The sequence below is a fragment of the Croceicoccus mobilis genome, assembly GCF_001661965.1.
Taxonomy (GTDB): domain Bacteria; phylum Pseudomonadota; class Alphaproteobacteria; order Sphingomonadales; family Sphingomonadaceae; genus Croceicoccus; species Croceicoccus mobilis.
In genome coordinates this window covers 82753-107531 of sequence record NZ_LYWZ01000002.1, presented here as the reverse complement: position 1 = coordinate 107531, position 24779 = coordinate 82753, and the positions used below count along the sequence as shown (strand labels likewise).

Genomic DNA, 24779 nt, shown 5'->3' with positions numbered 1-24779 from the left:
GCAGCAATCCCCTCAAACCTCGCGCTTAAGCTCCGCATCCAGAAACTCCGCGACATCATCGAGCGCCACGTCCTTCGCCAGATAGGTTTTCCCGATCCCGCGCATCAGCAGGAACGGCAGTGTGCCCGCGTCCATCTTCTTGTCATGCAGCATGTGATCGGCCAGTCGCCGCCCGTCGCAATCCAGCCCCAGCGCGGCCACATCGGCGATCATGTCGACGCTGCGGAAATGGGCGGCGATGCGCTCTGCGTCTTGGCGGTGCATTTCGCCCCGGCGGACGGAATAGCGCGCGGCCAGCACCATGCCGATAGCGACCGCTTCGCCATGCAGCAGGCGGCCCGAATAGCCCAGTTCCGCTTCCAGCGCGTGGCCGAAGGTATGGCCAAGGTTGAGCAAGGCGCGAGCGCCCGTCGTCTCGCGCTCGTCTTGCGCCACCACGCGGGCCTTGGCCTCCACCGATCGGCGTACGGCTTCGGTGCGAAGTTCCTCGTCGCCTGCCAGCATGTCGGGCCCATGCACCTCGCACCAGTCGAAGAAATCGGCATCGTCGATAAGGCCGTATTTCACCACCTCGGCATAGCCTGCGCGCAGTTCGCGCGGTGGCAGTGTGGCCAGCACGTCGATATCGGCCAGCACGAGGCCCGGCTGATGAAATGCGCCGATCAGGTTCTTGCCCGCCGCCGTATTGATCGCGGTCTTGCCCCCGACCGAGCTATCGACCTGCGCCAGCAAGGTCGTCGGCACCTGGATGAAGCCGCAGCCGCGTTTCAGCACCGATGCGGCAAAGCCGGTGAGGTCGCCGATCACTCCGCCGCCCAGCGCGACGATGTGGTCGCCCCGCTCGACCCCTTCGGCCAGCAGGAAATCGCAGACCTTTTCAAGGTTCGCCCAGCTCTTGGTTGCCTCCCCACTGGGCAGCACGAGCCAGCTGGCCTTCTTGCCCACGGCAGCCAGCGACGCATCCAGCGTATCGCGCCAGAGCGAGGCGACGATTTCGTCCGTCACCACCGGCACGACTGGCTTGCGCAAGAGAGCGCCCGCCTGATGCCCCAGTCCTGCCAAGAGGCCGGTGCCCACGCGCACCTCGTAACTGCGACCGGCAAGCGAAACCGGAAAAACGGCGGCGTTCATGTCAGGTGCTCCTCAAGCGCGGCAAGGATGCGCGCGACGCTGTTTGTCTGGGGTCCGCCATCGCTGACGACGCGGATCGGCGCCTCGGCATAGGCGGGGCCGCGCTTTGCCATGAGATCGGCGAGGACGCTGCGCGCATCCTTGCCTTTCAGCAGCGGGCGGTTCGATTTGCGGCTGACGCGTTCGACCAGGGTGTCGAGATCGCTGTCGAGCCAGATGGCGTATGCCTTGTCGAGGATCAGCGCGCGCGTTTCGTCATCGGCAAAGGCGCCGCCGCCGGTCGCGATGATATAGGGGCGGTTCTGGCTGTCTTCGATCAGGCGGGCGATCACGCGGCGTTCACCGTCGCGGAAATAGGCCTCTCCGAAACGTTCGAAGATTTCGGGGATCGACATCTGTGCCGCTTCCACCACCGCATCGTCGGCATCGACGAATGGCGTGCCCAGCGATTGCGCCAGCCGCCTGCCGATCGTGGATTTGCCCACGCCCATCAGCCCCACCAGCACCACGGGCCGGTCGATCATCTCGCCCAGCTTCGCCAACCCGGCGGCATCGGGCATCGGCGGCGCAGGGGCAAAGGGCGCATCGCCCGATGCGTTCTCGCCGGCCTGTGCCGCGGAAGGCGGTGAATTGCGTCCTTGCGTCATTGAGCCACGCCTATAGTTGGGCTAACCCGTCATGCAAGCGCGCCCTTGCTGCCGCTTCGATCCGGACGGGCCCCGAGGCGATGGGATACGCGCAAAGCAATTGATATGGTGACGGTGATTTCTCCCCGAAGCACGCGAAAGAAATATGTCTGGCTCGCCTTGGCATTGCTGCTGGCGGGGCTGCTGGCTTATGCCTGGTCCGATGGCGGGTATGAGGAAAAGCACCTGATCGAAAAGGATATTCCCATTTCCGGGACAAGCGACAATCTGGAGGGCCGGGCATGAAGATGCGAACGCGCCTGATGCTGGCCGCTGCGGTCGCCGTGACCCCGGTCGCGATGGTGATGGCGCAGCAGGCGCCCGAATCGCTGCTGCCACCCGGTTTCGACGATCCCGCGCCCGCTCCGGCCCCCGCTCCGGCCCCTGCGCCGCGCCCGACGCCCGCGCCGCGCCCCGCGCCGCGACCGACCACGACACCCACGCCCGGTCCCGCGCCGGTACCCGCCCCGGATGGCAATACGGGCGGCTCCTCGCAGCCGGTCGTCCAGCCCCTGCCCGAAGGCCCCGCGGATGAGCGCCCGACCCTGAGCCGGGCCGAGGCCGCGCGCCGCCTGCTCGAACGGCTCCCCTCGATCGAGGAGCTGGACGAGATGGACACCGACGAGCTCGACGAGCTTCTCGGTCTCAAGCCCAGCTTTGACATTCCGCCTGCCGCCCGCCGTTCGACCGCGCGCGTCGGCCTGCTGGATGCAGAAGAAGGCGGCATGGGCAATGACGCGCTCTCGGGCACGCGCGCCGCATTCGTGCGCAATGTTCTGGCAGGCACGAAAGGCCCGCTGGTTTCGCGCTGGGGCCATATACTGCTGCGCCGCGCATTGGCGAGCCGGATGGAAGCGCCGGCCGGCATGGACGGGGTGGAATTTGCCGCCCTGCGCGCTGCTCTCCTCAACCGCATGGGTGAGGCGCAGATCGCGCGCGCCATGGTGCAGGAGGTCGACACCGCGAATTACACGCCGCCGATGATCGATGCCGCCTATGGCGCTTATATCGGCAGCGGCGATTTCATCGGCACCTGCCCGATGATTCGCCTGTTCGGCGCAGACCGGGACACTGACAACTGGAACCTGCTGCGCGGCATCTGCTCGACCTATTCGGGCGAAAGCGGCGGCATGGACCGGATCGAGCGCATGGTCCGCCGCGGCGGCGAGGGGCAGTTCGACGCGCTGCTCGCCCAGAAATTCGCAGGCGCCGCGGGGCAGCAGCGCCGCGCCGTCACGCTGGAGTGGGAGGAGGTCGAGAATCTCACCCCCTGGCGCTTTTCGCTGGCGACGGCCACCGGGGCCGAAATCCCCGAGGGGCTGATGGCGAAGAGCGGTTCGCCTTACCTGCTGATGGCAGCGATTTCGCCGTCGGTCGGCATCGTGCAGCGCGCTGCGGCTGCGGATGTCGCGGGCGGGCGCGGCCTGCTGTCGAGCGCGGCGATGGTCGATCTCTATGCGCAGATCTATGACGATGCAGAGCTTTCGGGCGATGCCGCCACGCGCGCCGTGCAATTGCGCGAAGCCTATGTCGGCACCGGGGCGGAACGCATTGCCGCGCTGCAGGACATCTGGGCCGATGGCGACGAAGCTGGCCGCTATGGCCGTATCGCGCTGACCGCCTATGCCGCGGCGCGCATGCCGGTGGCGGCCGATTACGCCGATGACGCGGGCGATCTGATCGCGGCCATGCTGGCAGCGGGCCTTGATCGTAATGCGATGCGCTGGGCAGGCGTGGTGGAGGAAGGGTCGCTGGGCTGGGCCCAGCTTGCTGTCGCTTCGCCCGGTAGCGATGGGCTGATCGCCGAAAGCGCGGTGCGCAGCTTCATGGACGAGGATCCCTCCGACGGGCAGAGGAAATCGCAGTTCCTTGTTGCCGGTCTTGCCGGGCTTGGCCGCATGACCGATGCGAAGGTGAGTGAATTGTCGGGCGTGATGGGTTTCGACCTTGCCCGCCAGAGCGCGTGGACCCGCGCGATTTCGCGCGCAGGGGATCGTCGCAACCGCGTGTTGGTCAGCTATCTCGCAGGGCTTGGCATGCAGGGGTCGAGCTGGGAAAAAATGACGCCGCTGCATCTCTATCACATCGTCTCCGCCCTCAATGCCGCAGGGCTTGAGGCTGAGGCCCGCATGATCGCCGCAGAGGCGGTCGCGCGCGGATAAGCCCATGAACGCGGCACCCACGACGCGGGCCGTGATCGACGAATTCATCGCCCATCTCGCGGCAGAGCGCGGCGCGGCGCTGAATACGCTGGCCGCCTATCGCCGCGATCTCGATGCGGCGAGGGAGGCGGTTCCCGATCTCGTTCATGCCGATGGCGATGCGCTCTCGGGTCTTGGCGGCGAATGGGCGGAGCTTGCGCCCAGCAGCCTTGCCCGCCGCTGTTCGGCCTTGCGGCAATTCTTCGGTTTCCTCGTCGATGAAGGGCTGCGCGAGGATGACCCGTCCGACGCCCTGCCGCGCCCGCGAACCCGCCGCCCATTGCCCCGGGTGCTGACTCACGCGCAGGTCGAGACCCTGTTCGCGACGGCCGAAGAAGAAGCACAAAGCGAAAAGCCCGAAGCGGTGCGGATGCTCGCGCTTCTCGAAATGCTTTATGGATCGGGCCTGCGCGCGACAGAGCTGGTGTCGATGCCCATGGCCGCCGTTCCGCGCGATGCGCCGCTGCTCACCATCACGGGCAAGGGCGGGAAACAGCGCATGGTCCCGGTATCTACCCGCGCGCGGCAGGCGCTGTCGCGCTGGCTGGCGGTGCGCGTCGTGCCAGCGAATAGTGAAAAGGGGGCGCGTTACCTGTTCCCGTCGCGCACCGGACATATCAGCCGGGTTCGCCTGTTCCAGCTGCTGAAGGCGCTGGCCGGACGGGCCGGCATTCCGCCATCGGCGATCAGCCCGCATGTGCTGCGCCATGCCTTTGCCACCCATCTGCTGGAGGGCGGAGCGGATCTGCGCGTACTCCAGACATTGCTGGGCCATGCCGATATCTCGACAACGCAGATATACACCCATGTCGATGCCGCGCGGCTGGTGCAGCTGGTGAACCAGCGCCACCCGCTCGCACGGGGGTAATGGCCGCAGCCTCTTGCCCAGCGCGGCGAGTGAGGCTAGCGCGAGGCGATGATTTCCTATCTTGAATTCGAAAAGCCGCTGGCCGAGCTGGAAGCGCAGATCAAGTCGCTGCGCGACACCGCCGCAAAGGGCGATGTCGATGTCGATATCGACGGCGAGGTCGCACGGCTTGAGGAAAAGGCGTCCGCGCAGTTGGCGCAGATCTATCGCAACCTGTCCCCCTGGCAGAAAACGCAGGTCGCCCGGCACCCGCAGCGCCCGCATTTTCGCGATTACGTCGCGCATTTATGCGACGATTTCGTCGCGCTGGGCGGCGACCGCAATTATGGCGACGACCAAGCGATCCTGGGTGGCTTCGCCACGCTGAAGGACGGGCCCAAGGTCATGCTGATCGGGCATGAAAAAGGGAATGACGTCCAGTCGCGGCTCAAGCACAACTTCGGCATGGGCAAGCCCGAAGGCTATCGCAAGGCCGCACGCCTGATGGAGATGGCAGGGCGTTTCGGCCTGCCGGTCGTCACGCTGGTCGATACCTCGGGCGCGTTTCCGGGGATCGAGGCGGAGGAGCGCGGACAGGCCGAGGCCATCGCCCGCGCGACGCAGGCCTGCCTTGACCTGCCGGTCCCGATGGTCGCGACCATCGTGGGTGAAGGCGGATCGGGCGGCGCGGTCGCGCTGGCGGCTGCCGAACGCGTGCTGATGCTGGAAAACGCCGTCTATTCCGTGATCTCGCCGGAAGGCTGCGCCTCGATCCTGTGGCGCACTGCCGAAAGGGCGCCCGAAGCGGCCGAAGCCATGAAGGTGACGGCGCAGGACCTGAAGAAGCTGGGCGTGATCGACCGCATCGTGAACGAACCGCTGGGCGGCGCGCATCGCGATCCGGCGGCGACCGCGCTGGGGCTGGGCGCTGCGATCCGGGAAGAGCTGGCGGGGCTTTCGGGCCTTGATGCGGCCGATCTGCGCAGCCGCCGGGCGGAGCGTTTCCTCAAGATCGGCGAGAGTTTCTAAGCCGCGCGTTCGACCTGCCGTTCACGGCCGGTTCGGGAACAAAGCCGCTCATATTCCTGTTCTATGGGTCACTGGGGACTAATGGCGCCGCCCGCATTCGCATGCGGGCGCATGTGCGCCATGGCCCCTGCCTGAACACAAGAGCAAGAGGAGCCGCTCCCGATGAACCGCCAGAACGAAATGCGACATTCGAACGCCCGAACCCGTATCCGCAGGGGAGGGGCGCTGGCTTCCGTGGGTGCGCTGGCGATGGCGCTGACAGGCTGTGTGGGCGCGACAACCGCGCCGGTCACGCCGGGTCAGGCGCCGACCATGTCATCGGCCGAACGCCAGCAGGGGGCACAGGCCCATCCGCAGCTTCTGGCTGAATTCGGCGGGGCCTATAGCGGGCCGCAGGCCAATTACGTCGAACGCGTCGGCAAGCGCATCGCCATGCAGTCGGGCCTCGCCAATGCGAGCGACGCCTATACGGTGACCCTGCTCAATTCCAACGTCAATAATGCCTTCGCCATCCCCGGCGGCTATATCTACACCACGCGCCAGCTTGTCGCGCTGATGGATAACGAGGCTGAGCTTGCCGGCGTGCTGGGCCACGAAGTCGGCCATGTCGCTGCCCGCCATTCGCAGCAGCGCCAGCAGGCGGCGCAGCAGAATTCGATCCTGGGCGCGGTGGGTGCGATCCTGTCGGGCGTGCTGCTGGGCGATTCGGCATTGGGGCAGGCGGGCCAGAAGCTCGCCATGCAGGGTTCGCAGCTTCTCACTCTCAAATATTCGCGTAGCCAGGAATCGCAGGCCGATGATCTGGGCATCGCCTATCTGTCGGGTGCGGGATACGACCCGATAGCGATGTCGACCGTGCTGCAAAGCCTTGCCCAGCAGAATGCGCTCGACGCGCAGATGATGGGTTCATCGAATCAGGTCCCCGAATGGGCCAGCACCCACCCCGACCCCGCCAGCCGCGTTTCGGCGGCGCGGCAGGATGCGCAGGGCATGCCCGGCACGACGCTCAATCGCGATGCTTTCCTGACTGCCATCGATGGCATGATGTATGGCGATGATCCGCAGCAAGGCATCGTCGATGGCGGCAGCTTCATCCATCCGGTGATGCGATTCGCGTTTCAGGCGCCCAATGGCTATTTCCTCGTGAACGGCACGCAGGCGGTGTCGATCAGCGGCCAGTCGGGCAAGGGGCAGCTGACCAGCCGTGCCTATTCCGGCAATCTCGACAGCTATGTGAGTGCCGCATTCGCCGATGTCACGGGCGATTCGCAGCAGCAGATCCAGCCAAGTTCTGTCAGCAAGACCACGGTGAACGGTCTTCCCGCCGCCTATGGCACCGCGCGGGTCAATTCCGGGAATGGTCAGGTCGATGTAACGGTTTTCGCCTATGAGCTTTCCAGTAGCCAGGCGGTGCATTTCGTCACCATCACCCAGGCTGGGAACGCGGGTATCTTCAATTCGATGTATTCATCGATGCGCCGGATTTCGGCCAGCGAAGCATCGGCGGTGAAGGCGCGCAAGATCGACGTGATAACCGTAAGATCGGGCGACACGCTGCAGGGCATCGCCAACCGCATGGCCTATGACGATTACAAGCTGGAGCGCTTCCTCGTCCTGAACTCGCTTACGACCAATTCGACCCTGCAGGCCGGGCAGAAGGTCAAGATCGTCACCTATTGATATGCGAAAAGGGGGCAGGTCCCTGACCGACCGCCCCCCAACTGCCGCCCCCCATATCGCAGGGCCAACCAGCACAAAGGGGCGGCAGTTTCCTGCCGCCCCTCCGCTCAGTAACCTGAAGTCAGAACGACTTAGGCGGTCGCACCGGCGAGGCTGGTGTCAACTTCGTCGAAGGTGTTCGACAGCGAGTTGCCAACAGCGGTCAGTGCGGTGATGCAAGCCACGGCGATCAGAGCAGCGATCAGGCCGTATTCGATTGCGGTCGCGCCGGATTCGTCGTTCAGGATTTCGTTGAAAAGCTTCATGGTAGGTCTCCTGGTCAAAATTACGTTACGTTCACCCAGCTTTTTCCTTGTTTGGCGGAAATAATTCCGGTGCCCCCAAAGTCTGGATCAAGCCACTTGCTTCCTATGCGAAAACACTGAATTTTTCGTAAACTAGGCCGAAGCCGCGTTGCCCGAAGCATCCAGGGTCTTGCTAGAAACGGACATCCACATGAAGATCGTCGAGTCAGCGAAGGCGCTGATTGCCGACATTGCCGAAATGGCGATAAGCGCAGCGATCAGGCCATATTCAATGGCAGTCGCCCCGGTCTCGTCTTGGCAAAGATCTGCAATGGTGTTTCGCATTGTCGAACGGGCCTCCTCATGTGGTCCGATATTGAAAATGTGCCCGAGGGATTAAAATTTAGTTGATGGCGTCACCGGAACTGAAAAAAGCACCGACACCCTCATCCAGATCCATGGCTGAAGCGGGGGCCGAGATGCCGATGCTGGTGGTCGCGGGCGCGCTGTTGGACGGGGAAGGGCGCGTGCTGATGCATCGCCGTCCGCCGGGTAAGCATCTGGCAGACAAGTGGGAATTTCCCGGCGGTAAGGTCGATCCGGGCGAAATGCCCGATCAGGCGCTGGTGCGCGAGCTGGCCGAGGAGCTGGGTGTCACGATCGCGGTGCAAGCCCTGAGCCCGGTCGGTTTCGTGCATGAAATGCGGGGCGGCGAAGCCGGAAACGGACCGCGCGCAATTGTATTGCTGCTTTACACCTGCCGAATCTGGGACGGGATTCCCGCCGCGCTGGAGGGTGGGGGAATCGGCTGGGTCGAAATCGACAGGGCCGATTCGCTCGATCTCGCGCCGCTCGACCGCGGACTGCTGGCGCAATTACAGGCGGGGTTTGCGGCGGGGCGCGACTGATTTTCGGGGGAAGCGGCCTGATATCGAGGCGATCGGGGGCCCAGAAAGCAACTACCCCGCCCCTCTAGTCAAAGAGGAGCGGGGTAGTTGGCGCGCCCGGAAGGATTCGAACCTCCGACCACCTGATTCGTAGTCAGGTACTCTATCCAGCTGAGCTACGGGCGCGCTCTGGAGGGCGCCAAATAGGGGTGGGTTTCGATTCTGGCAACCCCCTGAAATGCCCTTTCTAAGAAAGTTTTCAGATTTCTTGGCTCCAGCCGGGGCGAACTGCGTTGGGGTGACGTATCCCGCGCGGCCCTCTAGGCTGTATCATGCACGGGGCACGCGCCCATAAGGAGAGCATCTTGGCCGAAGACGAATCATACGGGGGTGCCCGCCCCTCCGCCCGAGCGGGCGAAATGATTCGCCGCCACCGGCTGCCGACGCGGATCTGGCACTGGGTCAACGTGCTCGCCATCGTCATCATGATCGGCAGCGGGCTGATGATCTCCAACGCGCATGCGCATCTGTATTGGGGTATCTATGGCGCGAACTACGATCCTTCGTGGCTCGATCCGCCGCGCTTTCCCGGCTGGATGACGATCCCGACCGATTACAATCTCGCCCTTGCGCGGCGCTGGCACCTGACCTTTGCCTTATTGTTCGCGTTCAACCTCGCCCTGTTCATGCTGCTCAGCCTGATGAACGGTCACGTCATCCGCGACCTGCGCATCCGCGCGCGCGAGGTTTCGCCCCGTCATTTGTGGGCCGACGTCAGGGCGCATCTGAAACTGCGTTTTCACGATGCCGACAATCCGGCAGCCTATAATATCCTGCAGAAGCTGTCCTATGTCGGCGTGATCTTCATTGTGCTGCCGCTGCTGGTGTTCACCGGCCTCACCATGTCGCCGGGCATGAACGCGGCGTTCCCGTTCCTGCTGGACGTGTTTGGCGGCAGGCAGAGCGCGCGGAGCATTCATTTCATCTGCTGCTGGCTGGTGGTCGCATTCATCGTCGTGCACCTGCTGCTGGTGGTGCTGGCAGGCCCGATCAACGAGATCCGGTCCATGATCACCGGCAAATGGCGCGTGCCAGCCGAAAAGCGGGGAGAGGGCGCATGAGCGACAAGAAAAACCCGGGCGATAAGGCCAGCCTCACCCGCCGCGCCCTGATCGGCGGCATGGCGGGCACGGTGCTGACCGGCTGTGACGCGTTTCAGGAAAGCGAGACGGGGCGCTCCATCCTGTTCTCTGGCGAGAAGATCAATATGGGGCTGCAGCGCGCGCTGATGGACCGCGATGCGCTGGCGCGGGAATATAGCGAAGCGCAGATGTCGCCCCGCTTCCGCGCCAATGGCACGCGCGATCCCGGCACCCCCGATTATGCCGCCCATGTGGCGAACGGGTTCGCCGACTGGCGGCTCACCATCGATGGCAGGGTCGACAGGCCCATGTCCCTCTCCATCGCTGAACTGCGCGCCATGCCCGCGCGTACCCAGATTACCCGCCATGATTGCGTGGAGGGGTGGAGCGCCATCGGCAAATGGCACGGGCCGCAATTGGCGACCCTTTTGAAGGCGGCGGGGCTGAAGAGCGACGCGCGCTATGCGGTGTTTCGCTGCGCCGATCTGTATCGCGGCACGCCCTATTACGAATCGATCGACCTGATCGACGCGTTCCACCCGCAGACAATCCTGGCCTGGGCCATGAACGGAGAGATGCTGCCCGTCGCCCATGGCGCGCCAATCCGGCTGCGCGTGGAGCGGCAGCTTGGCTATAAGCATGCGAAATATGTGACGGGGATCGAGATCGTGCCTTCGCTGAAACCCATCGGGCAGGGGCAGGGCGGATATTGGGAGGACCGCATCGGTTACGACTGGTACGCCGGGATCTGACGCCCGTTGCTGCGATCCATGTGCAAGAGGAACCGGGCGCGGGCTGGGCTGTTGAACCTGCAAAGGAGACAGAAATGGCCCATCAGATTTTCGACCGACTGATTGAAGACCACAACAAGCACCGCGAGCTTTTGAAGAAGATGTCGCAGACGAGCGGGGAGAGCGAGGAGCGTAAGGCGCTGCTCGAGGAATTCACCAAGGAAGTGAAGAGCCACGCCGCCGCCGAGGAAATGGCGCTTTACTCGACCATGCTCCGTAAGCCCGACACCAATGACGAGACCCGTCATTCGGTTGCCGAGCACAAGGAGATCGAGGACATGCTCGACGACCTTGCCGCGACCGATATGTCGTCGAGCGCGTGGAAGTCGAAGTTCGACCACCTCGAGCACCGCTACAACCACCATATCGACGAGGAAGAGGAAGAGAACTTCCCCGATTACGAAAAATATCTCGACGAGGACGACCTTGCGTACATGAAGAAGGTGTTCGAGCGCCGCAAGCGCGAGGAATTCAAGGAGGCGGAAGTGACCCCCGTCGCCATGGAGGACGCGAAGGAGTAACCTCGGGCTCCCGCAAGGCGCTCGGCACTGACCCGCTTTGCCCTATTGATTAAGTGAGGCGAGTTTGACGAGCGACGGGAACGAGAACAATGCCGGGCCGCAGACCACCCCGCCATGGCGCGGGGTGGCGCGGCCCGACACGCATGAGGAAAACCTGGCCGAACCCGCCGCGCATGAACCGCGCAGCGTGGAGCCGGGCATCTGGCGTTACGAACATGCCGCGCGTGCCCGCGTCGTGATCGACGCCGCTGATTATTTCAGCCTGATGCAGCAGGCGATGATGAAGGCGCAGCGCCGCATCATGCTGATCGGCTGGGATTTCGACACGCGCATCGCGCTGGGGCGCGGGCGCAGCTGGTTCAACGTCTTCAAACGCCACCACCCGCCGCGCAGGCTCGGCGCTTTCATCGTCTGGCTGACGAAGCTCAATCCCGACCTCAAGATCCGCGTGCTGAAATGGAATTTCGCCGCGATCAAGATGTTCCTGCGCGGATCCATGGTGTTTGACATGTGGCGCTGGTTTAAAAACCACCGCATCGATTTCAAATTCGATTCCGCCCATCCGGTCGGCTGCAGCCATCACCAGAAAATCGTGATCATCGACGACCGCTTTGCCGTGTGCGGCGGCATCGACATGACCGCAGACCGCTGGGACACGCGTCTGCATCGCCATGGCGACCGCCTGCGCCGCGCGCCGGGCGGGCGCAAATACATGCCATGGCACGACATGACGATGCTGGTGGAGGGCGAGGTCGCCACTGCATTGGACGAATTGGGCCGCGAGCGCTGGCAGATCGCGGGCGGCAATTACATTCCGCCGCTGGAAACGCAGCCGCATTCGATCTGGCCCGAAGGGCTGGAGGCCGATTTCGAGGATATCGAGATCGGCATCGCCCGCACCCGCGCCGAATACAAGGATATCGCCCCGATCAACGAGATCGAGACACTCTATCTCGACCTGATCAAGCGTGCGAAAAAGTTCATCTATGCCGAAAACCAGTATTTCGCTTCGCGCAAGATCGCCGAGGCGATCGTGGAGCGGATGAAGGAAGAGAACCCGCCGGAAATCGTCATCGTCGGCCCGCTTTTCGCCGATGGCTGGCTGGAGCAGGCAGCGATGGACACCGCGCGCGCCCGGCTGATTGCCAGTATCGAGAAGTTCGACAAGGCCGGAAAGATGCGCCATTACGTGCCGCATACGACGGGCGATGGCCCCATCTATGTCCATGCCAAGCTGATGATCGTGGATGACGAGATCCTGAAAGTCGGCTCTGCCAATATGAACAATCGCTCGCTGGGGCTGGACAGCGAATGCGACCTTTTGGTCGATGCCACGCGCCCCGCCAATCGCGGGATCGAGCCTGCCATCACCCGCATCCGCCATTCCCTGCTGGCCGAACATCTGGGCCTTGAGCTGGAGGAGGTGGAGCCGCTGCTGCACAAATACGGATCGATGCACGCGCTGATCGAACAACACCCCCAGCCCGGCCGCCGCCTGAAACGCCTGCCGCCGCTGGAGATGAACGACATCGAGAAGCACCTCGCCGATCAGGAATGGCTCGATCCCGAACACCCGGATGACTTCTTCGAACCCATCGTCGGCGCGAAAAAGGAAAAGAAGCGATACGGCCTCTTCAGGCGGCTGCGGCGGCCACACTGAGGGCGACCGTTTCTGGGCTGGCTAAGACAAAAGCGGACTGTCTGTTAACGACCGATTGCGGACGTTGATCGAAAAGTCTCAAGGGGCATGATAATTAGATGCAAAGAAGGTGTTCTCGGTCCGCTTTTATGATTGCGATTACTCTGCTGACCGGCTGCACCAACATAGCCGATCGGGCGCCACCTTCAGATCAACCGCTACCCCCAACTGACGTTGTAGCGGTTGGAAAACTCGAAAACTTGACGAGTGACCCCATTCAATTCGATCCCAATGACTTACTTGGTCATGGCTGGTTCTCTGCCAATTTCCACGTGTCAAACGTCGAAGTAGGGGACCTGCCAGAGAGCGTGATCCCCGTTCGATATTTTGGGCACACTCAGTTCCGTGATGATATCAGCTTTCGGTTTCGCCTGCGGCCGAATGAAAAAGGCGGCTACATAATTTGCAAAGCGCCAGGCGCATCCGGATATAACTGCGACTGAGGGAATGTGGCTTACGGCAGCATCCCACCCCGTTTCGGTCATAAGCGGGGAAAATCCACAAGCCCGAAAGCTGCCGCGGCATTAGCAGATCCGCAGTTGGCGCGTCGAATAGCACTTGCGGGCCCGTCGCTCTCAGCTCGGCCTGCCTGTCCGATTTAATTGTCCTACGCCGGTTATATCGGCCATGACGCAGGCTGGCGTCTTGACGCGCCCGGCTCTTTGTCATCCGTTGAATTTTCCCTTTTGCAGCCATGTGTGACCCTGACCCATGGAGGCCCAGCGTTTCTGCGGGTTTCGGCCGGGTGACGCCATCTGTAGGACATGTCACTTATGTCACCTTGGCCGCCCGTGCAGGGTGACGGCTGCCCATCGAATGGCGCGCCCCAACGAAAAAGGGGCGCCCCGTCAGGAGCGCCCCTTTGCATGTCAGTCGATCGAAGCGATCAGAGCTGGCCGAGCATGTATTCCGCGCTCGACTTCTCAAATGCGCCGGGGTCTTCCACGTTCAGTTCCGTGATGGTGTTGTCGTCAATCACCATCGACCAGCGCTGACCGCGCTGACCCAGGCCAAAGCCCGAACCGTCCATGGTCAGGCCCAGCGCCTGCGCGAAATCGCCATTGCCGTCGGCCAGCATGGTGATCGCCTCGCTGCCGTCACGGTCGTTCCATGCCTTCATCACAAAGGGGTCGTTGACCGCGGTGCAGGCGATTTCCTCAATGCCCTTGGCCTTCAGATCGTCGGCCTTTTCGACGAAGCCCGGCAGGTGCTTGGCCGAGCAGGTCGGGGTGAAGGCACCCGGAACCGAGAAAAGCGCGACCTTTTTCCCTGCGAAATATTCGGCGCTCTGCACCTTTTCCGGGCCATCGGCGGTCGGCTTGATCAGAGTGACGTCGGGAAGCTTGTCGCCCTTGTTGATGCTCATGTCTCGGGATCCTTTCGGCTTTCGTATGGCACCGGCGCCGCTTTGGCCCCGGTGTTCGCGGATCAAGCTAGGGTGCGCGGGTCCGGTGTTCAATGGGCGGCGCTTTTCAATGGTGGCGACTTCCATGGGCGCGCACTCACCGCGATCCGTCGCGGTCGCGGGGCAGCATGACGCAAAAGGATATAAAGCTTCCTTTATATTTGCCCTCACGGCCCAGAAACGCTAGGCACCACGGCACGAGCATGGACGCTCACCCTGCGTCCGGGACATGCACAACGAGAATTTTGACAGGAGCTTCGCCTTGGCCACCGCCGCAGCCGAACACGATTACGTCATTGCCGACATTTCCCTCGCCGATTACGGCCGGGACGAGATCGCGATCGCCGAAACCGAAATGCCGGGCCTGATGGCCCTGCGCGCCGAATATGGCGAGGCGCAGCCTTTGAAGGGCGCGCGCATCACCGGATCGCTGCACATGACGATCCAGACCGCCGTGCTGATCGAAACGCTGGTCGCGCTGGGCGCAGAGGTTCGCTGGGCGACCTGCAACATCTTTTCGACGCAGGACCACGCTGCCGCAGCCATGGCCGCAAGCGGCGTGCCGATCTTTGCGGTGAAGGGCGAGAGCCTGGCCGATTACTGGGATTACGTGGGCAAGATCTTCGATTGGGGCGCCAGCGACGATAGCGGCCTTACCGCCAACATGATCCTCGACGACGGCGGCGATGCGACCATGTTCGCCCTGTGGGGCGCGCGTCTGGATGCGGGCGAAACCATGCCCGATCCCGAAAACGCCGAAGAGATCGAGATGCAGCGCGCGCTGAAGGCTTTCGTCGCCAAGCACCCCGGTTACCTGATGAAGACCGTCGCCAATATCCGCGGCGTGTCGGAAGAGACCACCACCGGCGTCCACCGCCTGTATCACATCGCCAAGAACGGCAAGCTGCCGTTCCCCGCGATCAATGTGAACGACAGCGTCACCAAGTCGAAGTTCGACAACCTCTATGGCTGCAAGGAATCGCTGGTCGACGCGATCCGCCGCGCCACCGACGTGATGCTGGCCGGCAAGGTCGCCTGCGTCGCCGGCTTCGGCGATGTCGGCAAGGGCAGCGCGGATTCGCTGCGCAATGGCGGCGCGCGCGTGATGGTAACCGAAGTCGATCCGATCTGCGCCCTGCAGGCCGCGATGGAAGGCTATGAAGTCGTCACCATGGAAGAGGCCGTGCAGCGCTGCGACATCTTCGTCACCGCCACCGGCAACGAAGGCGTGATCAAGGGCGAGCACATGGAAGCCATGAAGAACATGGCGATCGTGTGCAACATCGGCCACTTCGACTCTGAGATCCAGATCAGCGCGCTCGACAATTACGAGTGGAAGGAAGTGAAGCCGGGCACCGATCTCGTCACCTTCCCCGATGGCAAGCAGATCATCGTGCTGGCCAAGGGCCGCCTCGTGAACCTGGGCTGCGCCACCGGCCACCCGAGCTTCGTGATGTCGTCCAGCTTCACCAACCAGACGCTGGCGCAGATCGAGCTGTTCACCAAGGCAGGCGAATATTCGAACGCGGTGCACATCCTGCCCAAGCACCTCGACGAGAAGGTCGCGGCGCTTCACCTCGACAAGCTGGGCGTCAAGCTGACCAAGCTGTCGCAGCGCCAGGCCGATTACATCGGCGTGCCGGTCGAAGGGCCGTTCAAGCCCGAGCATTACCGTTACTGATGCGTGATCTCCGGTCGCCCTTTGACGGGGCGGCCGGGGCACCGGGGCCAGAGCTGAAAATGGCAGGCCCGAATAAATTGGCGCAAACAGCTTTAGTTTGCTAGAAGGCCGATGCTGACGTCGAATTTTGCGACGGACTTCGGCATTTGACGACCGCCTTTCGTTGCCACGCAGCACCGGCGTAACTTAGACGGCGACTTCCTTTCATTGGACGACTTTACGCACGACCGTGCCGCGATGTTCGCGGTGCGGCAACCTTACGTTCTTGAAAGGAACATATCATGTCGAAGACCGGCACCGTAAAATTCTTCAACACCGACAAGGGCTACGGCTTCATCCAGCCCGACGATGGTTCGGCTGACAGCTTCGTGCACATTTCGGCCGTGCAGGCCGCTGGCATGCACTCGCTCGATAAGGAGCAGCGCCTGAACTACGAAGTCGAGATGGGCCGCAATGGCAAGGCCAGCGCCGTCAACCTGTCGGCTGCCGACTGATTGATGCAGCGCCTCCGTGCCCTTCAGCGGGTACGGGGGCGCTCACCCCTCTTGCCGGAGTTGCCATGAGCCAGACCTTCGAATTCTATGACGCGCGTGCCCGCGAAGCTGCCGCAGAGGCGGAAAAGGCAACCCTCGACAACGTGCGCGACCGCAATCTTCGCGCCGAAAAAACATGGCGCAAGCTGGCCGATCAGGCAAGCCGCGTGCTGGCCGAGCGCCACAAGGCGGAGCAGGAACGCACCGCTCGCCGTGAAGCAGAAGCGGAAGCAGAGGCAGAAGCACTAGCAGAAGCGACAGCCGAGGCCGATGCGCGGACCATCGATTAGTCCGCTTCGGGGTTCAGCCTGCGCCCGTTGACGGCAGGCCGCGCATCTGGCCGTCATGCAGGCGGGTCAGCAGCGCAAGCGCCGTGATTGCTCCGATCAGGCACATCAGCATGTCCCATTGGGTGTCCCACGGATCCCCCTGCGTGCCGAGAAATTCGTCCGCCCCCTGGCCCAGCGCCATGGCTGCGCCGAATTCAACCAGCTCGTAAGCTGCGCTGACGGCAAGACAGCAGGCGACGACCAGCACGGCGCAGAGCCAGCAGGGCCGGAGTGCGGATAGGCGCAGCAGCAGTTCACGCAGCACGATTGCGGGGACGAAACCCTGCATGAAATGACCGAAGCGGTCATAGGGATTGCGAGCAAGGCCAAGCCAGTCCTGCACCTCGAACCCGATCGGCACGCGTGCATAGGTGTAGGCCCCGCCCAGCATCAGCACGAGGCCGTGAAGGCCGATCAGCACCAGCGCCAGCATGGTCAGCGGAAATGCGCGATGCGTAGCCCAAAGCACCGGGAGCGCGATCAGCGCAGGCGCGACCTCCATCCACCACGTCGCGCGGTCATAGGGCATCCAGCCCGACGCGATCAGGCCCAAGAGCCATGCAATGGTCAGAATGATCAGGGTGGGCGGCGCGGATCGCATGACGCATGCTAGCGCGCTGCAGTCCGGTCAGGAAGCGCGTTCGCTTTCGACCGGCATCGGTTGCGCTGAATCGGCTTCCTTCTTCTCAAACTTCAGGCAGTCGAGCATTTTCGCACCTGCCATGAAAACCGAGCCGGTGCAGGCCGCGAACAGCAGATATCCGCCATAGCCGGGATAGACTTCGAGGTAATGGGTGCCACGCTCCGCCGCGCCCAGCCCGAGGGCGTAGATGACCATGTAAGCCTCGATCTTCGTCTTGATGACGAAAAGCCTTCCCAGCTTCCTGAGTTTGGCGGCGATCAAGGTCGTGGTTCTCCTTACGGCGGTGGGGCGAATCCTCGTGTTAAGAACTTGGTAAGCTTTACTTCGGTTCCCGGCAAAAGCGTTAACCTAATTCGTTAAGACCTGTCGCATTTCGGAGCGCCTTGTGCGCGGCGATTACCCGTACGGTCAGCTCGTCACTGCCGATTTCGGCAGGGGCGATCGTCTCGGGCCAATGCTCGGCGATGACGGATTCCAGCAGGTCGGCTTTTTCGCCTGTCAGCAGGAAGCGCGGGTCGACAGTGGCCGGATCTGCAACCACGCGCAAACGCAGGCAGGCCGGGCCTCCGCCATTGGCCATGGACTGGCGCACGTCCACCGGCAGCACCTTGCGGATCGGGCCGTTGCCGGCAAGCATGTCGTCAAGAAAAGCGCGTACCTTCGGATGCTCCCAGCTTTCGGTCGGCACGATCAGCGCCTGCACGCCCCCTGAGTTTTCGGCTGGCAAAGTCAGCAGCTGCGCGTTGAAGAGGTAGCTCGAAATCGCATCCTCAAGGCTGACCGCAGCGGCCGGAACCTCGACGATCTGCGCGCCGGTAACCTGATCGCGGATCGCAGCGTAAAGCGCCGCCGGGTCGGCAAATGCCTGTTCGTGGCAGAACAGCACGTTTTCATTGGCGACGGCGACGACATCGTTGTGAAAGGCACCGGCGGCAATCGCTTCGGGTGCCTGTTCGGCAAAGATGCAGCGCGCCGGGTCGAGGCCATGGCGGCGGGCGATGGCGCGAAAGGCCTGCTCGTGCTGGCGGGCGGGGAAGCGGCCACCGGGACGTCCGTAAATGAAGATCTCGGTGCAGGCGTCATCGTGCGATGCGCCCATGCGCATATGGTTGGCCGCGCCTTCGTCGCCAAATGTCGGGGGCACGGGACCATGCACGGCGAAATGGGCTTCATCGGCAAAGGCGGTGCGCAGCTGCCGCAAAGTGCCGGGCCATTCGATAGAGCGATGCGGCATGGTGACGAGGTTCGCGACCGTCAGATGGCAGCGCCCGTCGGCCGTATCGGGGGCGGGGCTGACCGTGGCGGCATTGGCCGTCCACATCGAACTGGCCGACCATGCCATCGCGGTCAAAGCCGGATCGAAATCTCCGCTTGCCGCCATGTCGTCTAGAAACGCCATATTTGGACGCGGCAAAGGCAGGAAGAACCCCTGCGCCAGCCCCAACCCCATGTTGTGCCGCATCTTGGCAATGCCCTGCAGCGCAGCTTCACGCGGGAAGGCGGTGTTGCCTGCATGGCGCGTGGCCGCCAGATTGCCGAGGCTGAGGCCCGCATAATTATGCGTCGGCCCGACAATCCCGTCGAAGTTGATTTCGCGCAGCATTATCTCGTCCTTGGTTTTAACGGGGCGCCCAGCAGAGCGTGTCGCCGGGGGAAAGTTTGAGCGCTGCCGCAGTCTCGGCATTGAGCGCCAGTGTGCCGTCCTCCAGCATTTCGGCACGGCCCATGGCGCAGCGGAAATCAGTGAGTTCGCCTGCCGCGATCAAAGCGCGGGTCGATCCGGTCGGTTCCGTGCCTGCCAGAGTGGTGGTCTGCGTGTCCGCGATGGTCTTCACCTGGTCCGTGCGGGCAATCATCGTGGGGCCGCCGTCGAAGATATCGACGTAGTTTTCGAATGCGAAGCCCTCGGCCTCCAGCATGCGCATCGCGGGGCGGCCGGTTTCATGCGGCACGGCAATGGCGTCGCGCGCTTCCTCGCTGATCATGGAGACATAGATCGGGTTGCGCGGCATGAGGTCGGCGATGAACTGGTTGCCGTTCAGGGCATTGAACTCGTCCGCCTCGCGGAAGCTCATGCCAAAGAACCGGCCCGCCACGCCATCCCAGAACGGCGCATTCCCCTGTGCATCGACCACGCCGCGCAGTTCCGCCAGCAGCTTTTCGCCGAATTTCGCGCGGTGCATGGCGATGAACAGATAGCGGCTGCGCGCCAGCAGCAGGCCCAGCCCGCCCGCGCGCGCATTGGGGTGAAGGAACAACCCGCCCACCTCGCTGGAGCCTTCGAGGTCGGTGACGAGATTGAGCATCTTGTTGCGGAAGGTGCGATTAAGTTCGCGGCTATGCGTGGTGAGCATGGCGATGCGATAGGAATAGAACGGCAGTTCGCCGCCGATATGGCTGAAGATCTGGCAGGTACCGCGTACCTTGCCGGTCTCCGCATCCTCCAGCATCAGCACGAACAAATCATGGCCGAAACCGCTGTCCATCGGGCGGGCAAAGGCAGTGGCGCTGGCCTCGAGCTTGGCGGTCAGCGCGTCGCGGTCGGGCGGCAGGTTGGTAAAGCCGCCGCCAGTCAGCTTCGCCATCTCATAAACGGCTTCCAGATCGTCAAGGCGGGAGGGGCGGATGATATGGGTCATGTCAGCTCTCCCAGCACGGCGGCGAGTTCGCCCGCGGCAATGCGGTGCAGCACCAGTGCGGACAGGCGCGCGCGTTCGGCAAGCGATTCGACGATCAGGAATTCCTCTGGCGAGTGGATCGAGCCGCCACGCACGCCCATGGTATCGACCACCGGCACCCCGCATGCGGCGATATTATTGCCATCGCAAACCCCGCCCGTGTCGCGCCGCCCGGCGACAAGGCCCAATGCACGCGAACTGTCATCGACCAGCGCAAACAGGCTGGCAGCGGCCGGATCGATCGGTTTGGGCGGGCGGGAAATCGCGCCGTGGAGATGGGCGGAAACGCCGTGCTCGGTTTCGATTTCTTGCAGCAGCGCGGGCAGGGCGGCCTCGAACGCGGCGGCGGCCTCGCGGCTCTTGGGGCGGATGTTGAAGCGCAGCACCGCATGGTCGGGCACGACATTATTGGCGCTGCCGCCCTCGATCTTGGCCGGGTTGATCGGGATCTCGGCGCTCTGCATCTGTTTCAGCCGCAGCACGAGATCGCTGGCCGCGACAATGGCGTTGCGCCCGTCCTGCGGATTGCGCCCGGCATGGGCGGACTGGCCTTTGATGGTGACCGAGTAATTGCCCGAACCCCCGCGCGCACCTGCCAGAGTGCCATCGGGCGCGGTCGCCGGTTCATAGGTCAGCGCGGCATGCTTGCCCTTGGCCAGACGTTCGATCAGCGCGGCGGAGGATTGGCTGCCCACTTCCTCATCCGCATTGATCATGACGTCATAGCCGAGCTGGGGCGCGAGCGAGCTGGTCTCGAACGCCATCAGCGCTTCGGCGATGACCGCGATGCCGCCCTTCATGTCGGCAAGGCCGGGGCCATTGAGGACGCCGGGTTCAATCTCAGAGATGTCCTGAAACGCGCTGTCCTTTGGAAACACCGTGTCCATATGGCCCGTCAGCAGCACGCGTCGCGGCGCGTCGGGGCGCACGGAGAGGACGAGGTGCTGGCCGCGCTGCAATGCGATCTCCGCGCCGCTCGCGTCAATGGCCGACACCGGGCCGGGATCTTCCAGACGGACCTCACCCGGCAGCATGGCGAAACATTCGGCCAGCATGTCGGCCTGCCGCGCCAGTCCCTCCAGATTGGCGGTGCCGGTGTTGAGGCGGCTCCACTCGCAGCTTCGCTCCAGCATGCGCGCGGCATCGACCGCGTCCAGCATGGCGGATTGTTCGGGGGTGATCGCTGTGGTCTGTGCTTGTTGCATTCGAAACCGATCTAGTGCGGTCGGTCCCGAATATCCACCCATGGCGCGATCAGGACAGGGCTTTGGCCACCGCGACGAACTCGTCAATGGTCAAGGTCTCGGCCCGGCGGGTGGATTCGATGCCCAGCCTCTCCAGCGCCTCGAGCGCGCCGGGCACGCCCTTCAGCGACTGGCGCAGCATCTTGCGCCGCTGACCAAAGGCGGCCTCGGTTACGCGCGCCAGCACTTTCATCGACACGCCTTCCGGAGCTTCTCCGGGGGTGACGTGGACGATGGCGCTCATCACCTTGGGCGGCGGGGTGAAGGCGCTTCGGTGCACCTTCATCGCGATTTTCGCATGGGCGCGCCACTGGCCCAGCACGGCCAATCGGCCATAGGCGCCGGTGTCTGGCTGCGCGGCGATGCGCTGCGCGACCTCCTGCTGGAACATCAGCGTAAGCGAAGTCCACTTGGGCGGCCATCCCTCTGCCCCCATCCAGCGGGTGAAGAGCGCGGTGCCGACATTATAGGGAAGGTTCGCGGCAACCGCGTAGGGGCCGGGGAACAGGCTATCGTGGTCGATCCCCATCGCATCCCCCTCGATCACGCGCAGCTTGCCGGGGAATGCGGCCTCCACCTCTGCCAAAGCGGGAAGGCAGCGGCGGTCCATCTCGATCGCGGTGACATTCGCGCCTGCGCGCAGCAGGGCGCGGGTAAGGCCGCCGGGGCCGGGCCCGATCTCCAGCACGTCATGCCCTTCCAGCGATCCGGGGATGGCAGCGATGCGGTCCAGCAATTGTTCGTCGAACAGGAAGTTCTGGCCCAGCGCTTTCGATGCGGAAAGGCCATGCGTGGCGATCACTTCGCGCAAGGGGGGAAGGGTGGCGCCGGTCATGCCGCGTAGCTGTTCGCGTGGCGGCGCGCGGCGCAATCGCCCGCCATGCGGATCGCGGCGAGCATCGGCCCCACCGAGGGGCGGCCTGTGCCCGCAATGTCGAAAGCGGTGCCATGATCGGGCGAGGTGCGGATGATCGGCAGGCCAAGCGTCACGTTCACCCCCTGATCGAAATCCAGCGCCTTCAGCGGGATCAGCGCCTGATCGTGATACATGCACACGGCGAGATCATATTTCTCCCGCGCGGCGGCATGGAACATGGTGTCGGCAGGCAGCGGGCCGCGCACGGCGAAGCCTTGCGCCTGCAATTGCCGGACAGCGGGTACGATGATCTCGGCCTCCTCATGCCCCATCCGGCCATCTTCGCCTGCATGGGGGTTGAGGCCGGTGAGTGCGATGCGCGGCGACGACAGGCCATAGTCGCTTTGCAGCGCGCGGGCGGCGATGGCGGTGCGGCGCACGATCAGTTCGGTCGAAAGCAGCGAGGGCACCTTTGCCAGCGCCACATGCACGGTAAGCGGCACGACCCGGAGCGAGGGGCCGGCCAGCATCATTACCGCGTCTTCGGCGGGAATGCCGCAGGCCTCGGCCACGAATTCGGTCTGGCCGGGATGGTTGAAGCCGACTTTGGCAAGCTCCGCCTTGGCAATGGGGGCGGTGACCATGGCAGATGCCTCGCCTCTGACCGCCAATGCCGAAGCGCGGTCGAGCGCGGCCAGTGCGAGGCTGGCCCCGGCCTCGCTCGGGCGGCCGGGCGTGTAGTCGACATCGGCAAGGTCGATCACCGGCAACGCTTCGCCAAAAGCATCACGCGCTTCTGCCATCGTGGAAATGCGCGCCACGGGCAGGTCGATGCCATCCTTCATCGCGGCCGCCTGCATCAGCGCGGCACTGCCCACGCAGGCGAAATCGGGCATCGGATCTGCGCGCCGCATGTCCCAGATGCGCGCGATCAGCTCCGGCCCGATGCCAGCGGGGTCTCCGATGGAGATGGCCAGCGGCGCAATTGCCATGCGCTCGCCCTTTCGGATCAGTTGTATTCGACGATGGCGTCGCGGCGCAGGTCGCGCAGATAGTTCTGGGCGCGGCGCTCGATACGCTCGTTCTCGATCTGGTTCATCACCTGGTCGAAGGTCGGGCCGTTCAGCATCGGCGGATCCTCACGCGAACAGACCATCATTGCGCGCAGCGGCTGGCTCGCATCCGATGCAGCCACGCCATAGGGGCGCGTCACGCCGCCATCGGGAGTCTGGAGCACCATCTCCTGCAGCTGCTGCGGAAGCTGGCGGATCGAGACCGAGGGGGCGAGCACGGCTTCGGCGCCGATTGCCTTCGCATCCGCCTCCACCGTCGCGCAGCCGCCGGTAAAGGCCTGCGTATCCGTTCCGAACTTGGCGGCGAACTGGTTCATCTGCGGCATGGTGAGGCCGGCCGGCATGTCGATCGAAATCTGCGCGAGGCTGACGATGCCGTCACGCGGATCGGCGACCATCACCTGCCGCTTGTCGCGCAGGTACAGGACCGAATAGCCGCCGCAGCACGGAATCGGGCCCTGAAGCTGCCCGACTTCCATCGTCGGCACGACCTGCGCCAGTTCGGGCGGCAGCCGATCAAGGCGCACGAAGCCCAGATCGCCGCCCCGCGCGGCAGTCGACGCCTGCGAATATTTCGCAGCCGTGGCGGAAAAGTCCTGCGTTTCCTGCAGGTACTTCATGATCTCTTCCAGCTTCTGGCCGGTCTGCTCGTCCTGCCCTGCGGGCGCGGCGACATAGATCTCGCCAAGGCGGTACTCGTTCGTGCCCTTGTCGGCCTTCATGCGGTCGATCTGCTCGTTCACCTCACGCGCGGAGACATTGACCATCGGCGCGACATTCTGGCGCAGCAGCTGCTGCCAGGCGATCTGGGCCTTCAGCATGTTCTTGATCGCGGCGGGCGACGAACCGATCTGGCGCGTCAGCTTGTCGAGCTCGTCCTTGCCCATGCCCAGCTCCTGCTGCGCATAGCGTTCGTAAGTCTGCTCGATCTGTTCGGAGGGGATGGTGATTTCCAGATCGCGCGCTGCCTGCATCTGGATCATCTCGTCCACCAGCTGCTGCACCACCTGCTGGCGTTCGGCAGGAGTGAGCTTGCGCTGGCTGGTCGCTTCCACCCATGCGACGCGCTGGTCGATGTCAGTGCCCGTAATGATCTCGCCGTTCACCTTGGCATTGGCGGAGCGCACGCCATTGTCGGCGGGCGCGGCGGTGGCCTGCGCGTCGAGATCGATCGAGGGCGCGGCATTGCTCGCAGCGTTCTGCGCAAGGGCCGCGCCGGGCATTGCCAGGGCAGAGGCCAGCAAGGCCATCGCACCTGCACGCAGCATCCGCTTATGGGCATTGGCCATGATCGCAACTGAACTCATCGTATTCGCATCCCTCACCGCGCGGGCCGCCGCGAAAATGCGAACGGCATGGCGCTGACTAATCATCTGCATGGCCCCGACATGTCCGCATGCCAAGAACCGGCGCACAGTCCCATCGGGCTTGTCCACCAC

General features: G+C 63.8%; 26 protein-coding genes and 1 tRNA gene. 13 read left to right on the top strand and 14 right to left on the bottom strand.

The genetic code is table 11. The annotated features are described in order from the left end of the window. Positions 1-12: 12 nt before the first annotated feature. Together aroB and A9D13_RS00725 are read right to left on the bottom strand one after the other, a co-directional pair. Positions 13-1131 (bottom strand): 3-dehydroquinate synthase, encoded by a 1119-nt coding sequence (gene aroB / locus A9D13_RS00730; protein ID WP_066768680.1) that lies wholly within the window; start codon positions 1129-1131, stop codon positions 13-15. Then, the gene (locus A9D13_RS00725; RefSeq protein ID WP_373288770.1) at positions 1128-1778 is read right to left on the bottom strand and encodes a shikimate kinase; all 651 of its coding nucleotides are present in this window, start codon (positions 1776-1778) and stop codon (positions 1128-1130) included. The genes aroB and A9D13_RS00725 overlap by 4 nt, the downstream gene beginning before the upstream one ends. Before the next feature lie 105 nt (positions 1779-1883). Between A9D13_RS00725 and A9D13_RS00720 the strand changes: the two genes are divergently transcribed. From A9D13_RS00720 to A9D13_RS00700, 5 genes are all read left to right on the top strand, one after another. Further along, a complete protein-coding gene (locus tag A9D13_RS00720; RefSeq protein ID WP_066768677.1) occupies positions 1884-2063 on the top strand; it encodes a hypothetical protein in 180 nt (59 codons plus the stop codon). After that, positions 2060-3979 (top strand): hypothetical protein, encoded by a 1920-nt coding sequence (locus A9D13_RS00715; protein WP_229665535.1) that lies wholly within the window; start codon positions 2060-2062, stop codon positions 3977-3979. Before A9D13_RS00720 ends, A9D13_RS00715 begins: the two co-directional genes overlap by 4 nt. Positions 3980-3983: 4 nt before the next feature. Then, positions 3984-4886 carry a tyrosine recombinase gene (locus tag A9D13_RS00710; RefSeq protein ID WP_066768675.1) on the top strand — a complete coding sequence of 301 codons (903 nt, stop codon included), beginning with the start codon at positions 3984-3986 and terminating at the stop codon, positions 4884-4886. Positions 4887-4934: 48 nt separating this feature from the next. Beyond that, a complete protein-coding gene (locus A9D13_RS00705; protein ID WP_066768673.1) occupies positions 4935-5894 on the top strand; it encodes an acetyl-CoA carboxylase carboxyltransferase subunit alpha in 960 nt (319 codons plus the stop codon). A gap of 162 nt (positions 5895-6056) precedes the next feature. Further along, positions 6057-7574 (top strand): M48 family metalloprotease, encoded by a 1518-nt coding sequence (locus tag A9D13_RS00700; RefSeq protein WP_229665536.1) that lies wholly within the window; start codon positions 6057-6059, stop codon positions 7572-7574. 131 nt (positions 7575-7705) lie between these two features. Here the strand turns inward: A9D13_RS00700 and A9D13_RS00695 are convergent, their stop codons facing one another. Together A9D13_RS00695 and A9D13_RS00690 are read right to left on the bottom strand one after the other, a co-directional pair. After that, the gene (locus A9D13_RS00695; protein WP_066768671.1) at positions 7706-7879 is read right to left on the bottom strand and encodes a Flp family type IVb pilin; all 174 of its coding nucleotides are present in this window, start codon (positions 7877-7879) and stop codon (positions 7706-7708) included. Positions 7880-8011: 132 nt separating this feature from the next. Continuing rightward, complete coding sequence (locus A9D13_RS00690) at positions 8012-8203, bottom strand: Flp family type IVb pilin (protein WP_066768669.1); 192 nt, start codon at positions 8201-8203, stop codon at positions 8012-8014. A 113-nt stretch (positions 8204-8316) separates the two neighbouring features. Between A9D13_RS00690 and A9D13_RS00685 the strand changes: the two genes are divergently transcribed. Next, complete coding sequence (locus tag A9D13_RS00685) at positions 8317-8766, top strand: (deoxy)nucleoside triphosphate pyrophosphohydrolase (RefSeq protein WP_066768662.1); 450 nt, start codon at positions 8317-8319, stop codon at positions 8764-8766. 88 nt (positions 8767-8854) lie between these two features. On the opposite strand, the gene A9D13_RS00680 is transcribed toward A9D13_RS00685, so the two are convergent. Then, a tRNA-Arg gene (locus tag A9D13_RS00680) sits at positions 8855-8931 on the bottom strand. A 233-nt stretch (positions 8932-9164) separates the two neighbouring features. On the opposite strand from A9D13_RS00680, the gene A9D13_RS00675 reads away from it, so the two are divergent. The 4 genes from A9D13_RS00675 (at position 9165) to A9D13_RS00660 (ending at position 12859) form a co-directional block, all read left to right on the top strand. Next, positions 9165-9866: a cytochrome b/b6 domain-containing protein gene (locus A9D13_RS00675; protein ID WP_066768660.1), complete on the top strand. Its 702-nt coding sequence runs from the start codon at positions 9165-9167 to the stop codon at positions 9864-9866. Then, positions 9863-10639, top strand: coding sequence for a molybdopterin-binding protein (locus A9D13_RS00670; RefSeq protein WP_066768658.1), 777 nt, complete (start codon positions 9863-9865; stop codon positions 10637-10639). The genes A9D13_RS00675 and A9D13_RS00670 overlap by 4 nt, the downstream gene beginning before the upstream one ends. A gap of 74 nt (positions 10640-10713) precedes the next feature. Further along, on the top strand, positions 10714-11199 hold the full coding sequence (locus A9D13_RS00665) for a hemerythrin domain-containing protein (protein ID WP_066769145.1): 486 nt from the start codon (positions 10714-10716) through the stop codon (positions 11197-11199). A 64-nt stretch (positions 11200-11263) separates the two neighbouring features. Then, on the top strand, positions 11264-12859 hold the full coding sequence (locus A9D13_RS00660; protein ID WP_066768655.1) for a phospholipase D-like domain-containing protein: 1596 nt from the start codon (positions 11264-11266) through the stop codon (positions 12857-12859). 925 nt (positions 12860-13784) lie between these two features. Here the strand turns inward: A9D13_RS00660 and A9D13_RS00650 are convergent. Beyond that, positions 13785-14264, bottom strand: a complete 480-nt coding sequence (locus A9D13_RS00650; protein WP_066768651.1) for a peroxiredoxin — start codon at positions 14262-14264, stop codon at positions 13785-13787. Between the two features lie 301 nt (positions 14265-14565). On the opposite strand from A9D13_RS00650, the gene ahcY reads away from it, so the two are divergent. The 3 genes from ahcY to A9D13_RS00635 all read left to right on the top strand — a co-directional run bounded on the left by ahcY (position 14566) and on the right by A9D13_RS00635 (position 16807). Continuing rightward, positions 14566-15984, top strand: coding sequence for an adenosylhomocysteinase (gene ahcY / locus A9D13_RS00645; RefSeq protein WP_066769141.1), 1419 nt, complete (start codon positions 14566-14568; stop codon positions 15982-15984). Between the two features lie 281 nt (positions 15985-16265). Beyond that, positions 16266-16478 (top strand): cold-shock protein, encoded by a 213-nt coding sequence (locus tag A9D13_RS00640; protein ID WP_066768649.1) that lies wholly within the window; start codon positions 16266-16268, stop codon positions 16476-16478. 65 nt (positions 16479-16543) lie between these two features. Further along, positions 16544-16807, top strand: a complete 264-nt coding sequence (locus A9D13_RS00635; protein WP_066768646.1) for a hypothetical protein — start codon at positions 16544-16546, stop codon at positions 16805-16807. A gap of 13 nt (positions 16808-16820) precedes the next feature. Here the strand turns inward: A9D13_RS00635 and A9D13_RS00630 are convergent, their stop codons facing one another. The 8 genes from A9D13_RS00630 to A9D13_RS00595 form a co-directional block, all read right to left on the bottom strand. Next, positions 16821-17447, bottom strand: coding sequence for a DUF2238 domain-containing protein (locus A9D13_RS00630; protein ID WP_066768643.1), 627 nt, complete (start codon positions 17445-17447; stop codon positions 16821-16823). Between the two features lie 27 nt (positions 17448-17474). Beyond that, entirely contained in the window at positions 17475-17684 is a 210-nt protein-coding gene (locus A9D13_RS00625; RefSeq protein ID WP_066769137.1) for a hypothetical protein, read from the bottom strand. A 148-nt stretch (positions 17685-17832) separates the two neighbouring features. After that, positions 17833-19092 (bottom strand): N-succinylarginine dihydrolase, encoded by a 1260-nt coding sequence (locus A9D13_RS00620; protein ID WP_373288771.1) that lies wholly within the window; start codon positions 19090-19092, stop codon positions 17833-17835. A gap of 16 nt (positions 19093-19108) precedes the next feature. Further along, a complete protein-coding gene (locus A9D13_RS00615) occupies positions 19109-20128 on the bottom strand; it encodes an arginine N-succinyltransferase (protein ID WP_066768640.1) in 1020 nt (339 codons plus the stop codon). Further along, positions 20125-21372 (bottom strand): hydrolase, encoded by a 1248-nt coding sequence (locus A9D13_RS00610; RefSeq protein WP_066768638.1) that lies wholly within the window; start codon positions 21370-21372, stop codon positions 20125-20127. Before A9D13_RS00610 ends, A9D13_RS00615 begins: the two co-directional genes overlap by 4 nt. A 49-nt stretch (positions 21373-21421) precedes the next feature. Next, positions 21422-22246, bottom strand: coding sequence for a 16S rRNA (adenine(1518)-N(6)/adenine(1519)-N(6))-dimethyltransferase RsmA (gene rsmA, locus A9D13_RS00605; RefSeq protein ID WP_066768636.1), 825 nt, complete (start codon positions 22244-22246; stop codon positions 21422-21424). After that, positions 22243-23259: a 4-hydroxythreonine-4-phosphate dehydrogenase PdxA gene (gene pdxA / locus A9D13_RS00600; RefSeq protein ID WP_066768634.1), complete on the bottom strand. Its 1017-nt coding sequence runs from the start codon at positions 23257-23259 to the stop codon at positions 22243-22245. Before pdxA ends, rsmA begins: the two co-directional genes overlap by 4 nt. Before the next feature lie 17 nt (positions 23260-23276). Beyond that, positions 23277-24647: a peptidylprolyl isomerase gene (locus tag A9D13_RS00595; RefSeq protein ID WP_172808062.1), complete on the bottom strand. Its 1371-nt coding sequence runs from the start codon at positions 24645-24647 to the stop codon at positions 23277-23279. Positions 24648-24779: the final 132 nt, after the last annotated feature.

Bases quoted from the DNA above. Each gene is read 5' to 3' on its own strand.
- A9D13_RS00725 (WP_373288770.1), bottom strand. From the start codon at position 1,778: ATGACGCAAGGACGCAATTCACCGCCTTCCGCGGCACAGGCCGGCGAG.
- A9D13_RS00610 (WP_066768638.1), bottom strand. From the start codon at position 21,372: ATGCAACAAGCACAGACCACAGCGATCACCCCCGAACAATCCGCCATG.
- A9D13_RS00720 (WP_066768677.1), top strand. From the start codon at position 1,884: ATGGTGACGGTGATTTCTCCCCGAAGCACGCGAAAGAAATATGTCTGG.
- aroB (WP_066768680.1), bottom strand. From the start codon at position 1,131: ATGAACGCCGCCGTTTTTCCGGTTTCGCTTGCCGGTCGCAGTTACGAG.
- A9D13_RS00665 (WP_066769145.1), top strand. From the start codon at position 10,714: ATGGCCCATCAGATTTTCGACCGACTGATTGAAGACCACAACAAGCAC.
- A9D13_RS00615 (WP_066768640.1), bottom strand. From the start codon at position 20,128: ATGACCCATATCATCCGCCCCTCCCGCCTTGACGATCTGGAAGCCGTT.
- A9D13_RS00695 (WP_066768671.1), bottom strand. From the start codon at position 7,879: ATGAAGCTTTTCAACGAAATCCTGAACGACGAATCCGGCGCGACCGCA.
- A9D13_RS00635 (WP_066768646.1), top strand. From the start codon at position 16,544: ATGAGCCAGACCTTCGAATTCTATGACGCGCGTGCCCGCGAAGCTGCC.
- pdxA (WP_066768634.1), bottom strand. From the start codon at position 23,259: ATGGCAATTGCGCCGCTGGCCATCTCCATCGGAGACCCCGCTGGCATC.
- A9D13_RS00705 (WP_066768673.1), top strand. From the start codon at position 4,935: ATGATTTCCTATCTTGAATTCGAAAAGCCGCTGGCCGAGCTGGAAGCG.
- A9D13_RS00670 (WP_066768658.1), top strand. From the start codon at position 9,863: ATGAGCGACAAGAAAAACCCGGGCGATAAGGCCAGCCTCACCCGCCGC.
- A9D13_RS00640 (WP_066768649.1), top strand. From the start codon at position 16,266: ATGTCGAAGACCGGCACCGTAAAATTCTTCAACACCGACAAGGGCTAC.
- A9D13_RS00700 (WP_229665536.1), top strand. From the start codon at position 6,057: ATGAACCGCCAGAACGAAATGCGACATTCGAACGCCCGAACCCGTATC.
- A9D13_RS00710 (WP_066768675.1), top strand. From the start codon at position 3,984: ATGAACGCGGCACCCACGACGCGGGCCGTGATCGACGAATTCATCGCC.
- A9D13_RS00650 (WP_066768651.1), bottom strand. From the start codon at position 14,264: ATGAGCATCAACAAGGGCGACAAGCTTCCCGACGTCACTCTGATCAAG.
- A9D13_RS00675 (WP_066768660.1), top strand. From the start codon at position 9,165: ATGATTCGCCGCCACCGGCTGCCGACGCGGATCTGGCACTGGGTCAAC.
- A9D13_RS00630 (WP_066768643.1), bottom strand. From the start codon at position 17,447: ATGCGATCCGCGCCGCCCACCCTGATCATTCTGACCATTGCATGGCTC.
- rsmA (WP_066768636.1), bottom strand. From the start codon at position 22,246: ATGACCGGCGCCACCCTTCCCCCCTTGCGCGAAGTGATCGCCACGCAT.
- A9D13_RS00625 (WP_066769137.1), bottom strand. From the start codon at position 17,684: ATGGTCATCTACGCCCTCGGGCTGGGCGCGGCGGAGCGTGGCACCCAT.
- A9D13_RS00715 (WP_229665535.1), top strand. From the start codon at position 2,060: ATGAAGATGCGAACGCGCCTGATGCTGGCCGCTGCGGTCGCCGTGACC.
- A9D13_RS00690 (WP_066768669.1), bottom strand. From the start codon at position 8,203: ATGCGAAACACCATTGCAGATCTTTGCCAAGACGAGACCGGGGCGACT.
- A9D13_RS00595 (WP_172808062.1), bottom strand. From the start codon at position 24,647: ATGAGTTCAGTTGCGATCATGGCCAATGCCCATAAGCGGATGCTGCGT.
- A9D13_RS00620 (WP_373288771.1), bottom strand. From the start codon at position 19,092: ATGCTGCGCGAAATCAACTTCGACGGGATTGTCGGGCCGACGCATAAT.
- A9D13_RS00685 (WP_066768662.1), top strand. From the start codon at position 8,317: ATGGCTGAAGCGGGGGCCGAGATGCCGATGCTGGTGGTCGCGGGCGCG.